Raw genomic sequence first — 11,983 nt, 5'->3', positions numbered from 1 at the left:
GCATGCTCGATCCACCCCCGGGGTACCACACGGTCACGCCCCGCATGGTTGTCGGCGACGTCGCGGTAGCGGTGAATTTCCTGCGGACAGTCTTCGGTGCCAACGGCGAGGTCCATCCTGATCGCCCTGCCGAGATGCGCATCGGCGATTCGCTGGTCATGGTCACCTCGGTTGGCGAGCGCGGGCTGTTCCCCGCCTTCCTCTACATCTACGTCGACGACGCCGACCGCGCCTATCAGCGGGCCCTCACCGCCGGCGCGACCAGCATCGAAACGCCGCGCGACACCCCGTACGGCGACCGGCGTGCCATGGTGGCCGACCCGCAGGGCAATCTCTTTCAGATCGCCCATCGCAGAGCCGAGTGATGCTCGGCGCCCTACCGCAGCGAGTAGCGCACGGGCAGGTGCTTGAGCCCGCCGACGAAGGTAGTGGCCATGTGCTGCGGTTCGCCGGTGAGCTCTGCGGAGCGCAACCGCGGTAGCAGCTCGGAGAAGAAGCTGTTGATCTCCATCCGGGCCAGTGCGGCACCGAGGCAGAAATGCACACCGTAGCCGAACGAGATGTGTCTGTTGGGATCTCGACCGACGTCGAAGCGGAACGGATCGACGAAGACATCCTCGTCGCGGTTACCCGAGACATAGGACAGCAGCACCGACTCGCCCTTCGCAACGCGTACACCGCGAATCTCGTAGTCCTGTTGCGCGGTACGCATGAACTCCTTGACCGGTGTCGACCACCGGACCATCTCCTCGACCGCCAGCGGCATCAGACTCATGTCATTCTGCAGCCGGGCCAGTTGGTCGGGATTCTGCAGCAGCGCGTGCATGCCGCCAGAAATGCTGGCACTGCTGGTGTCATGGCCGGCCGCGGCGATGATCGCGTAATAGGAAACCGTGTCGATATCGGACAGCGGCTCCCCATCCAGGGTGGCGTTGGCGATCGTCGAAGCCAAGTCGTCGGTCGGATTCGCCCGACGCGAGGCAGTCAGTTCGGTGAAGTACTGAAACATCTCCAGCAGCGCCATGCCCTGCTCTTCCATGCTGGTGCCGCGCTTGAACTCGTCGTCGTCGCTGCCGAACAGCTCCTGGGTGAGCTTGAGCATGAACGCAAAGTCGGACTCGGGCACACCGAGCAGCGTCATGATCATGTACAGCGGATAGTTCACGGCGACCTGCTGCACGAAATCGCATTCCGGCCCCTCATCGACCATTCTGTCGACGAACCGCTTGGCCAGTTCATCGGCGCGATCCTTCAACGCGCGCATGGCCTTTGGCCGAAACCAGTTGGCACCGATGGCCCGCAGGTCGCGGTGCAGTGGGTCGTCCGTGTGGATCAGCGTCCGGATGCCGATGGCGGCCTGCTGCTCGTCACCCTCGCGGGTGACCAGTACCGGGCGGGGAGAGTTGGTGAAGATGTCGTTGGCACGCTCGATCTCCATGATGTCTGCGTGCTTGGTGATCGCCCAGAACGGCGCATACTCGGGCACCTCGACCCAGGAAACCGGGGCGTTGGCCCGCAGGTGGGCCAGGTCCGCATGGATTGTCGCCTCGTCGGTATAGGCCGACGGGTTGGCGAACATCTTGGCGACATCGTCGATCGTGCGGACGGTCATACGTTGCTCCTCACTGGCGGGCATTCGCGAAACTCCTGCAACACCGCGTTCACGGTTTCCGGGGATACAGCGGCGGGAAAGCCTGGAAGCACGCGGTCGATGACGCCGTCACAACGGCGCCGCAATGCCACGGCCAGCTCTGGGATCGGGGCGACCACGGCGAAGGTGCCGAGCACTTCGTCGTCGATGAGCTCGCCCATCGCGTCCCACTCCCCGGCGAGCGACAGCCGGTGCAGGTCGGTATGCAGATCGCCCCAGCCGTGCAGCTCCAGGACTTTGCGGTAGGCCGGTGTCGAGCCGTAGAACGCGAGCTGTTTGCGGGTTGCGACCGACGCCGCAGCCATCTCCTGTTCGTCGGCACCGGTGACCAGGAAGACCGGGCAGGACAATTCGAAGTCGTCACGGTCGCGCCCGCTGCGGTCCATGCCCCGCTGCAGCGCGACCGTGGTCACCTCGTCCAGATATCGCCGGGTGGTGAACGCATGGGCCAGCAGCCCGTCGGCCACCTCACCGCACACCTCGGTCATCAGTTCACCCACCGCGGCCAGGAACACCTTCGGAAACGGCAGCGTCGACGGCTCCGGGGTGAACATCGGAGTCATGATCTTGTGGGTGTAGAACTCCCCCTCGAACCGCAGCTTGGTGCCATCGCGCCAGCAGCCCCAAATCGCATGCAGCGCTTCGATGTACTCTCGCATGCGGCGGGCCGGATGACTCCACGGCATGCTGAACCGCTTCTCGATGTGCGGCTGGATCTGGGTGCCCAATCCGAGAATGAAACGTCCTCCCGAATAGGTCTGCAGATCCCAACCCAACTGGGCCATGCTCATCGGATTGCGCGCGAAGGCCACCGCGATGCTGGTGCCGATCTGGATCCGCTCGGTGTGCTCGGCCGCGATCGCCAAGGGCAAGAACGGGTCGTGGTTGATCTCGCCCGTCCAGCACCCGTCATAACCGCTCGCCTCGAGCTCACGGGCGATGTCCGGGACATCGGCCAACCGGCTGGGGACGCCTCGGTCGACTTTGACAACGCGCGGAACGGGGTCACTCATCGGCGACGCATTCCTTTGCCAGCGTGTTTCACCATGCGCAAAGCGACCACCTGATCGACGCTACAGTAAGCAATTCAGTATGGTCAACGGCGGTAGGCTTGTGCACCCAGGCGCGAACGCTCGACAAAAGGACGGCGGCATGACGAACGACCCGGAGTGGAAGGAAACTCTCGAGGACCTTGCTCGTCGGCGTGAACACACCCATGGCATGGGCGGTCCCGATCGGTTGGCAAAGCACCACGGCAAGGGCAAGCTCGATGCCCGTGCGCGGATCGCGCGACTGCTGGATCCCGGCACCTTTCAGGAGTTCGGGACGCTGGTCGGCGGCGACATCGCCGCCGATGGCCTCGTCGCGGGGGCGGGCCGTATCGACGGCACACCGGTGATGGTGGGCGCCGAGGATTTCACCACCCTGGCCGGCAGTATCGGCCCGGGCGGCAACGCCAAGCGGTACCGGCTTGCCGAGTTGGCGCTTCGCAACAAGATTCCGCTCGTGATGCTGTTGGAGGGCGCAGGTTTTCGCCCCAGCGGTGAGCACTACGGGCGCACACCGACCGATCTGATCGCCCAGGCGAGATGTTCGGGAAAGGTGCCCACGGTATCGGCGATCCTCGGCCCGTCTGCCGGCCACGGTGCCCTGGTGGCCCCGGTGTGCGACTTCAGCATCATGAGCCGTCAGGGAGCGATCTTCACTGCCGGCCCGCCGGTGGTGAAAGAGTCCACCGGAGAGGATATTTCGAAGGAGGATCTGGGCGGTCCGAACGTGGCATTGGCCAGCGGCGTGATTCACAACTACGCCGAGGACGACGAGACGGTCATCGACGACATCCGGCGCTACCTCTCCTACTTCCCGTCCAGCGCATGGTCGTATCCGCCGACCCGGCTTGCCGACGACACCGCAGACCCGAGACTCACCCCGGAAATTCTCGACATCGTGTCCCGCGACAACCGCCAGATCTACGACATCCGCGCGGTGATCGACGAGATCTTCGACCGGCCCGACTGGTTCGAGGTGCAACCCAAGTTCGGTCGCGCGATCATCTGCGCGCTAGCTCATCTGGGCGGCTATCCGGTCGCGGTGGTGGCCAACCAGCCACAGGTGATGGCCGGTTCGATCGATGCCGACGCCGCCGACAAGGCAGCGCATTTCATCACCGTGGCCGACTCGTTCCATCTGCCGATAGTTTTCCTTGCCGACAATCCCGGAATGCTGCCGGGCAGCCAATCCGAACGCAGCGGCGTGCTGCGCAGTGGGGCACGCATGTTCGCCGCCCAGACCGCCGCCACCACTCTCAAATTGCACGTGACGTTGCGCAAGGCCTTCGGGTTCGGGTCAATGGTGATGTCGTTACTGGGGTTTGACGATCAGGTGGCGACATTCGCCTATCCCGGAGCCACGATGGGCGCGATGGGCGCGGCCGCACTCAGCGCCGCCACCCACGCCGGCGAGGACTACACCGAGGTGCTCAAGCGGATGGAACTGGAGGCGTCCTTCCGGTCGGCGGGTCACCTCGGTTTTGACGAGCTGATCTCCCCCGAAGAAACCCGCAACGCCCTGCTGACGACGCTCCAGCACGGCATCTTCAGCCGCCAGGCGGTCGCCGAACCAGTGTCGCGCACCGTGATCACGCCCTAGCCCTCCACCGCGCCGCGGCGTCTCAGGATGCCAGCACCTGATCGTCGAGTGATTCCAGCTCCTGCTGGGCGCGGTCGATGTCAGGTGAGCGGTACTGAACCTCGGGGATGGCGGCGAGTCGCGATGCGGCGATTGAGATGGGCTGCTGGGTGTCGCACCCAGCCGCCCACCTCGCTCGGGAGCAGTAGCGTTATGACACCTTGGTCGCCCGGTACTCGGCGACGATCGGCTCGAGCTCGTCGGGGGTGGCCCCGTGCATGATCACCGCGTCGGCGCCGTAGTCGAACTCCTTGCGGATGCGGTCCACACAATGACGTGCCGATCCGGTGGCCGACGGTTCCAGCCACTCGTCGGGGATCAGGGTCGCGATGTGTTCGATCTGCTCGGCACTCGCCTTGTGGTCGATACCGCCCGGAATCGACGTGACGACAGCGTCTTCCCGGAAGCGTTGCAGCACAGCCGGATCCCAATTGTTCGTGCTCACCAGCAGGTCGCCATAGCCCTGCAGGTAGGTGGCGAGCCGAGCCACGGTCTTCTTGAGCCGCAGTTCCTCGGGCAGGTGGTCGCCCACGGTGGCAAAGCACGACCAGACCCGCACGCTGGCGGGGTCGCGGCCGGCCTGCTCGGCGGCTTCCTTGACCGTCTTCACCGCGCGTTGCAGCGTCTCGGGGGTGAAGTAGGTGTGCAGGATGACGTCATCGAACTTCCGCCCGCCCAACGCCAGCGTCTTCGGTCCGAAGGCCACGATCGCCAGGCGGATGTCCTCGTTGAAGTCCGGGTCGAGAAACAGCACCTGGTACTTGCCGATCGGGCCGTCGTGGTTGAAGACCACCTCGCCGTGCCACAGTCTGCGCATGACCTGCGCGAAGTCCTCCATCTGCGCGGTGGTCACCGCGGGTACCCCGAATGCGTTGTACATGGCCGCAACGCCGCGACCGATGCCCAAGGTAAATCGGCCACGTGACAGCCGGTGCATCGTGGTGGCCCATGACCCGGTGATCAGCGGGTGGCGGGTGTTGTGATTGGTTGCCGCCGTCGCGATCTGCATGCGTTCGGTCACCGCGCAGGCGGCGCCGACCAGCGAGGATGCTTCCTTGACGTTCCACCGCTCGGAGATGAACGCGGTACCGAAGCCGAGTTCCTCGCCGCGGCGCGCCTCGTCCATCAGCGTGGCCGGGCCTTCACCGCCGGCGCCGGCCAACAGGTAGTAGCCAAGTTCGTCGAGAACCACTTCGCTCATGCCCAAACTCCTTGTTTGTAACCACAGTTCCACACCTCGGTGATGCGACCGTCGACCACGCGGAAGATCTCCATGCTGCTGACGGTCATGGCGTTGCCGTCCGGGAACGTCATCGGGGATTCGTACACGATCGCGACGTGCTCAGCGTCGTCACCAGCGACGATCAGGTTCAGGTCGAACCGGATCGTCTCGAACATCGCCCAGTGGTCGATCACCCGGTTCACCGCCTCTTCATGGGTGAGCACGTTGACCTCGCCCACATCGTGACGGGTGACTGTGTCCCCCAACAGTTCATCGGCGAGGGCGAAGTCCTTCTCGTTCCAGACCACCCAGTTGTACTGCTCCACGACTTCACGCGCCGTCCTCATGAAAACTCCTCCAAGGCGTCGATGTCCTCGATGGCCGCGACGGCGCGGTCGATGAGCGTCAGACACAGCTGCCGGGACCGCTCCGGTGCGACGTCCCAGGTGAGCAGCGCCACCACCGGCATGTACATCACCAGGGCGGTCGCAAAGCGATAGTGCCGCCAGGCCTCATCGAACGAATACCCCTCGACCTGGCTGACATACTCGCGCAGCAACTCCGCGTCGTGGCCGCGGCGGACCTCGGTGGGCAGGCCCTGGCTGATGAGATACGCGATATCGGCCGCACCCGCACCGCGGACCGTCAGCTGGAAGTCGACCACCTTCAGCGCATCGTCGCGAAAGAACATGTTGTCAGCTCGAATATCTCCGTGCAGCAACATGTTCCGGTCCGAGAGCGCAGACAGCGCGGCGGGTGCGAGATCGGCGAACCGCTCAGCGAAATGCGCCACCGCCGGCGAAACCGTCCGGCCGGTGTGGTCTCGGTAGAGCTGCCACCCGGCCGCAAATGCCGGCAGGAACAGGTCGCGCGTCAACGAGCTGTCGATGCTCGGGAATTCCTGCAGTACAGCATCATCGACACCTGTCGACCATGTGTGCAGCCCGGCCAACTGTTCGATACCGAGCCGGGCGCGCGGGAGCGACAGCCCGGCCAGGTGGTCGGCGTTCTCCCAGTCCCGCAGATCTTCGAGGACGAGCACGAAGTCGGGACCGGACATCCGGGCGACATGGCAGCGCGGCGTGGCAATAGGAGATTCCGACGCGACATGCCGGTAGAAGTACAGCTCGCGCTGGTAGCCGCCGAGCATCTCCATCCCGCCACGCGCCAGTGAGTCCGCGGGCAGTTTGACGATCAAAGTCTCTGGCACATCATCGGATCCGCTCAGATGGATCCGGTACAGCGCTGCGGAGAAACCGGTGTCCAAAGCGATCCGCTCCGCTCGAACCGCCGTCACCTGTGCACCCAGTGCCTCGGTCAACCAGGGCGCGGTGACCTCATCGATGCCGGTGGGTACCGGCCCAGAGAAAGGCACTGCGACTGATGTCATCGTTGACCTCCGCACAGAAATTTGACGCCGAACAACTAAGTTAGTTGTCGACCGTCTAATATGCAAGGGTGCCTTCCCCAGCTCAGGGCCTCACCCAGCCACAGCGCGTCGAGCAGTCCTCGCGCCGGCTGCTGCAGGCTGCCGCTGAGTTGATCGTCGAAAAGGGCTGGGAAGCAACGACTGCCGCTGAGATCGGCCGACGGGCCGGGTACAGCCGGGCCATGGTGCACGCCCGCTACGGCAACAAGGACGCCATCCTGGATGCCTTCCAGGATGTGTACGTGGCGCGCCTGAACCCCGACCCTGAACCGGGCGCCACCGGACTGCAGCAGGTACTGGCACATTTCGACCGCGTGCAGGAGATTCACGCCGAGGATGCCGCCGTGACCATGGCCATGTTCGTATCGGCATTCGAGGCCGTGAAGACCACCTCGCCACTGCGCGACGGCGTGCGCACCCAGTTGGCCGGGGCAGCCGTCAAGATCGAGGCAGGCCTGCGCACCGGTATCGCCGACGGTTCTCTGCGGGCCGACATCGATGTCGACATGGCGCTGCGGGACATCACCGGATCCATCTTCGGGATCGCTTTCCAGTGGGTGGTCCTGCCCGAGGACCACGATCTCGACCACGAGATCAACTGTGTGCGGGCCCGGATCACCTCAAGCTACGGTCGTTAAGAACCGCTCGGTCTCATCCTGTACCGCACCGGAAAACAGGTGTCCGACATGGCTGCCGTCGTGCCAGTAGAGCTCCCCGCCCCACTGCTCATGCATGGCCAGCGCCGAACTGCGCAGCGCCATCCGGTCATGCCAGGCACCGACGATGAGGCGACGCTCGGCGCGCGGCCGGGTGCGCAGCGGGTCGATCACCGAGGTCATCGCCGCGACTGTGGTCGACTGCAACTCTCGCGCCGACTGCTGTCCGGCTGCTCCCCAGCGTCCCAGGTGCAATCCGATCATCGTGTTGAGCCCGAGAATGGGGGTGTAGACCGCCACCGCCCCGACCCTTTCGTCCAGATGTGACACCAGCGCCGCCACCGCACTGCCCAGTGACAGACCGGCTACCGCGATCGACGGCGCCTGTGGTTCCAGCCAGCCGATCAACGCCCGCACCTCTGACACCGCCCGCATCATGCCGGCGACATTGGCCAGCGGATCGCGGGCGGGATATTCGGGCCGGCAACCGCGCCGAGCACCGTGCCCGGGCTGCACCGGCAACGCCACGTTGAATCCGAGTTCGCGCAGGCGTCGGACCCGCGCGACCAGCAGGTCCATCGGATCGCCCTGACCGGCCCCATGCACCCAGATCAGCCAGGGCCGGGTGTCGTCGCCGCACCGATACAACCGCACCCTGGCCGTGGCAACCCCGCCGTGACCGTCGGCCAGCACTGAGGCCGGCAGCGCGGGTTCGTGTTCGAAGACCAACTCATCGAACGTCAGCGCGCCGAATCGGCGTGGCCGGATGTGTTTGACCTGCAGAGCATCCGGGCGCGAATGTGCCGCGTCGATACCGAGCGCGCCAAGTTCGTCGGAGGCCCGCTGATACTCGCCCAGTGGTCGCGGCAGTTGCGGCGGTGGGCCGGTCAGCGTCATACCGGTGACCACGAGCTCGTCGAGGGCGACCTCGCCGAGCTGACGTAGACCGGTGATGGAAAGCGGATTCCAATCCCCCGCGCCTGCCATAGCGCCCACCGAGCGCGGCACCACGCCGCCGAGCTCCCACGCTATCCGGGTCGCCCTAAGCAATGATGAATCCCGGGTAGCCGTCAGCGGCGATCTCGTCACAGCGGCGACGGTACTCGGGTATGCCCGCGGTGTATCCGAGGTACATCCTCTTCTTGCCGGGCACATTGCCGCCGTTGTACCAGGAGTTGCAGCTCGGGTGCACCAACACAGTGGGCGCCACGAGCGCCGTGGTGTGCTCGACCCATTCGGCCTGCGCCTGCCGCGCAGCCTCGATGCTCGAGTACCCACCGGCTCTCAGGTACGCGATGCAGTCCGCGATCCACTCGACGTGTTGCTCCAGGGCGGCCACGAAATTCGTTGCTGCCGAGGGACTTCCCGGTCCCTGAATCGTGAACAGATTCGGGAACCCGGCCACCGCCAAGCCCAGGTAGGACAGCGCGCCTTCCTTGGACCAGTACTCCCCCAGCACCACTCCGTCCCGGCCCCGCACATCGATCCGGCTCAACGCGCCGGTCATGGCGTCGAACCCGGTCGCATACACGATCACGTCGAGGTCGAAATCGCCTTGCTCGGTGGAAATCCCGGTCGCCGTCGCCTCACGGATGGCACCCTTGCGCAGGTCGACAAGGGTGACGTTGTCGCGGTTATATGTTTCGTAGTAGCCCTGATCGATGATCGGCCGTTTGCAGGCAAACGGGTGGCTGGGCGTGAGCGACGCCGCCGTGTGCGGGTCGGTGACGATGCGGGCCACGGCCTGTCCGTACAGCTCGGTGGCCATCCGGTTGGCGTCGATGTCGAAGAAGACATCGCCCCAATTCAGCGCACCCATGACACCGTCCTCCTCGACGGCGCGCCGTTTCTCCTCGGGCGATGCCGATTTCACCGGCGGCCGCACCAGCATCTCCAGCAGCACCGAGAACGCACTGAGCCGCGCCGCCCCGACTGGATGTTCCCGCTGCGCAGCCCGGATGCTCGCGTAGTCAGCCTTGAGTGCGTCGAGTTCCCCGGGTTCGAAAGACCTGACCTGCCACGGCAGGGTGAACGCCGGGGACCGCTGGAACACCGTGAGGTGTTCGCACTGCCCGGCCACCACCGGGATCAGCTGAACACCGGTGGAGCCAGTACCGATCACCCCGACCCGCTTGCCGGTGAGGTCGACACCCTCGCGGGGCCAGCGGCTGGTGAACAACGACGTGCCGGTGAATCGGGACATCCCGGGAATGTCGGGTTCCAGTGGCACCGAAAGGATTCCGGTGGCGGCCACCACGAAAGGGGTGTGCAGTGTCTGACCATCGGCGGTGGTGACGGCCCATTGCGAGGTGCCCTCGTCGAACGCCATCGTCACGACCTCGGAACCGAATGCGATATCACGGCGCAGGTCGAGTCGGTCGGCGACGAAGTTCAGATATGCCTCGATCTCGGGTTGCGCGGGCATCGTCTCGGTCCAGACCCACTCCTGCTGGATCTCATCGCTGAAGCTGTAGGAGTATTCGATGCTCTCAATGTCGCAGCGAGCACCCGGATACCGATTGACCAGCCAGGTGCCGCCGACGGCCTCGGCCTTCTCCAGAACCCGCACCCGCAGGCCCTGCTCGCGCAGCCGGTGCAGCGCGTACAAGCCGGAGAATCCTGCACCCACGACGATCGCATCGAAATCGGTATCGCTCACAAGTCGATGACCTTCTCGTTGCGGCTCTTGCGGTCGATGTAGAACTGCGCGGCCCGGCCGATCGATTCGGCGGTGGGTGCCGGTTTCCAGCCCAGATCGCGAGTGGCCTTGCCATGGTCGGCCGGCGAGGTCAGCCACATCAGCCGCGCGGCCGTGAGGTTCATCGGAAAGTCGGTGCCGAACAACCGATTCGACATGCCGGCAAACCATCCGAAGACATACAACGGGGCCATCGGGATTCCGAATCGCGGTGGTCGCGCGCCCACTGCCTCCGCGGCGGTGGTGAACATCTCCCGCTGAGACATATAGCCCTCGGACACGATGTAGCGTTCACCGATCCGGCCGTGCTCGGCGGCCCGGACGAGCGCATCGGCTGCGTCGTCTATGCCAACCACCTCCGAGCCGACGCCGCGCACATACACGGGCAACTTGCCGAACGCAGCCATCGCGACGAGCGCACCCTGTCTCGGCTGCCAGTCCGGCGGTCCGTACGGGTTGGACACGCACATCGCCACAGCGGGCAGTCCGCGTTCCCTGGCGTAGGACAGCACCAGGCGTTCGGCCTGGCGTCGGGATTCGATGTACGGCCCGCCCTTGCCGGCCCAGTTGAACGGGGTGTCCTCATCGACGGTCGCGCCGTCGTCACCGACGGCGATCGTCCCGATGGTGCTGAGAAAGACGAACCGCTGCAGGTCGGCATTCGCCGCGACGTCGAGGACATTCCGCAGGCCCTCGACGTTGGTGGAGAACAGTGGTGCTGGGTCGGCCAGGTGGGCGCGGGTGTCGACGACGCAATAGAACACCACGTCCCGGCCGGCCATCGCCGCCGCCACCGCATCGGTGTCGAAGATATCGCCGTAACACCGTTCAACGTCGAGACCGTCGATTCCCTTGGTCGAACTACTCCGCCGCAGCAGCACCCGCACGTCGTCGCCCCGCTCGACGAGTTGACGGGTGACACAGGCTCCTACATTTCCGCTTGCGCCCATGACGAGTACTTTTCGCCGGCGATCCATCGCTACTCCATCCCAGTTGACGGCCAACGATGGATGTTACGGTAACGCTTTCAGTAGCGCCTCGAAAACGATGAGATCGATGGATCTTGCCGCAAGACACGGCATCTCGGAATCACGTTTGTAGCGCTGCGGCGGTGAGCACCCTGATTTTTCGCCACAGCGCTACGCGCGCGGGCAGCTCAGCCGACTAGGCGGTCTTGAACTTCAACAGGGTCCGGGTCAGGTGCAGGCTCGTGATCTGCCATGTCCCGTCGCGCTTTTCGTAAGTCTCGTGGTAATGACCGGCGCCGTGCAGCTCGCTGCCATCGGGGAAGTACAACATGTCCTCCATCGCCCAGATACCCGTCGCGGTGGTATCGGAGGTCAGCATGATCTCCGGAGTGTGACAGTGGTGCACCGTCGCCGCGTTCTCGACACCGCCCCAGACCACCGGGAAAAACTCGTCGAAGCTGTTCAGCGGTGGGGCCGTCTGCGGATCGGCCCCACCGGTCGAGACAGCCATGTCGAGCTTCACCACAACGTCGTCGACGAACAACGCGCGCCAGGCATCGATGTCCTTGGTGTCCAGGAACCGGCAGTAACGGGCCTTGAGCTGCTTGATCGCTTCGATGTCGTCGGACAACGGGTCACCTCCTGGTCGACTACGGCGAACTATACGGTAA

Annotated in this window: 12 protein-coding genes; 3 read left to right on the top strand and 9 right to left on the bottom strand. The window is 64.9% G+C overall.

Going from position 1 to position 11,983, the window contains the following annotated elements; translation table 11 throughout:
* The first annotated feature begins 2 nt into the window (after nucleotides 1–2).
* Nucleotides 3–365, top strand: a complete 363-nt coding sequence (locus ACWEFV_RS00125; RefSeq protein WP_450068643.1) for a VOC family protein — start codon at nucleotides 3–5, stop codon at nucleotides 363–365.
* An 11-nt stretch (nucleotides 366–376) separates the two neighbouring features.
* Here ACWEFV_RS00125 and ACWEFV_RS00120 read toward each other — a convergent pair whose 3' ends face one another.
* Nucleotides 377–1,612 carry a cytochrome P450 gene (locus tag ACWEFV_RS00120; protein WP_450068642.1) on the bottom strand — a complete coding sequence of 412 codons (1,236 nt, stop codon included), beginning with the start codon at nucleotides 1,610–1,612 and terminating at the stop codon, nucleotides 377–379.
* The gene (locus tag ACWEFV_RS00115; RefSeq protein ID WP_450068641.1) at nucleotides 1,609–2,664 is read right to left on the bottom strand and encodes an LLM class F420-dependent oxidoreductase; all 1,056 of its coding nucleotides are present in this window, start codon (nucleotides 2,662–2,664) and stop codon (nucleotides 1,609–1,611) included. Before ACWEFV_RS00115 ends, ACWEFV_RS00120 begins: the two co-directional genes overlap by 4 nt.
* A gap of 139 nt (nucleotides 2,665–2,803) precedes the next feature.
* Here ACWEFV_RS00115 and ACWEFV_RS00110 point away from each other — a divergent pair, with 139 nt between their 5' ends.
* Nucleotides 2,804–4,300: an acyl-CoA carboxylase subunit beta gene (locus ACWEFV_RS00110; RefSeq protein WP_450068640.1), complete on the top strand. Its 1,497-nt coding sequence runs from the start codon at nucleotides 2,804–2,806 to the stop codon at nucleotides 4,298–4,300.
* 190 nt (nucleotides 4,301–4,490) lie between these two features.
* Here the strand turns inward: ACWEFV_RS00110 and ACWEFV_RS00105 are convergent, their stop codons facing one another.
* Genes ACWEFV_RS00105 through ACWEFV_RS00095 form a run of 3 tightly spaced genes read right to left on the bottom strand, consistent with a single transcriptional unit; the run spans nucleotide 4,491 to nucleotide 6,951 of the window.
* Entirely contained in the window at nucleotides 4,491–5,540 is a 1,050-nt protein-coding gene (locus ACWEFV_RS00105) for a TIGR03857 family LLM class F420-dependent oxidoreductase (RefSeq protein WP_450068639.1), read from the bottom strand.
* Nucleotides 5,537–5,908, bottom strand: a complete 372-nt coding sequence (locus ACWEFV_RS00100; protein WP_135453470.1) for a nuclear transport factor 2 family protein — start codon at nucleotides 5,906–5,908, stop codon at nucleotides 5,537–5,539. The genes ACWEFV_RS00105 and ACWEFV_RS00100 overlap by 4 nt, the downstream gene beginning before the upstream one ends.
* Entirely contained in the window at nucleotides 5,905–6,951 is a 1,047-nt protein-coding gene (locus ACWEFV_RS00095) for a phosphotransferase (protein ID WP_450068638.1), read from the bottom strand. The genes ACWEFV_RS00100 and ACWEFV_RS00095 overlap by 4 nt, the downstream gene beginning before the upstream one ends.
* Before the next feature lie 68 nt (nucleotides 6,952–7,019).
* Between ACWEFV_RS00095 and ACWEFV_RS00090 the strand changes: the two genes are divergently transcribed.
* Nucleotides 7,020–7,628 (top strand): TetR/AcrR family transcriptional regulator, encoded by a 609-nt coding sequence (locus ACWEFV_RS00090; protein WP_450068637.1) that lies wholly within the window; start codon nucleotides 7,020–7,022, stop codon nucleotides 7,626–7,628.
* On the opposite strand, the gene ACWEFV_RS00085 is transcribed toward ACWEFV_RS00090, so the two are convergent.
* The 4 genes from ACWEFV_RS00085 to ACWEFV_RS00070 form a co-directional block, all read right to left on the bottom strand.
* Nucleotides 7,611–8,633, bottom strand: coding sequence for an alpha/beta hydrolase (locus ACWEFV_RS00085; protein ID WP_450068636.1), 1,023 nt, complete (start codon nucleotides 8,631–8,633; stop codon nucleotides 7,611–7,613). The genes ACWEFV_RS00090 and ACWEFV_RS00085 overlap by 18 nt on opposite strands.
* A gap of 55 nt (nucleotides 8,634–8,688) precedes the next feature.
* Nucleotides 8,689–10,305 (bottom strand): flavin-containing monooxygenase, encoded by a 1,617-nt coding sequence (locus ACWEFV_RS00080; protein ID WP_450068635.1) that lies wholly within the window; start codon nucleotides 10,303–10,305, stop codon nucleotides 8,689–8,691.
* Entirely contained in the window at nucleotides 10,302–11,321 is a 1,020-nt protein-coding gene (locus ACWEFV_RS00075) for an NAD-dependent epimerase/dehydratase family protein (RefSeq protein WP_450068634.1), read from the bottom strand. Before ACWEFV_RS00075 ends, ACWEFV_RS00080 begins: the two co-directional genes overlap by 4 nt.
* A 187-nt stretch (nucleotides 11,322–11,508) precedes the next feature.
* Nucleotides 11,509–11,943: a nuclear transport factor 2 family protein gene (locus tag ACWEFV_RS00070; protein WP_135453465.1), complete on the bottom strand. Its 435-nt coding sequence runs from the start codon at nucleotides 11,941–11,943 to the stop codon at nucleotides 11,509–11,511.
* Nucleotides 11,944–11,983 lie beyond the last annotated feature (40 nt).

The sequence above is a fragment of the Mycobacterium sp. NPDC004974 genome (assembly GCF_053600815.1).
The sequence above is the reverse complement of the archived record's forward strand: the minus strand, read 5'-3'. Positions and strand labels throughout refer to the sequence as shown.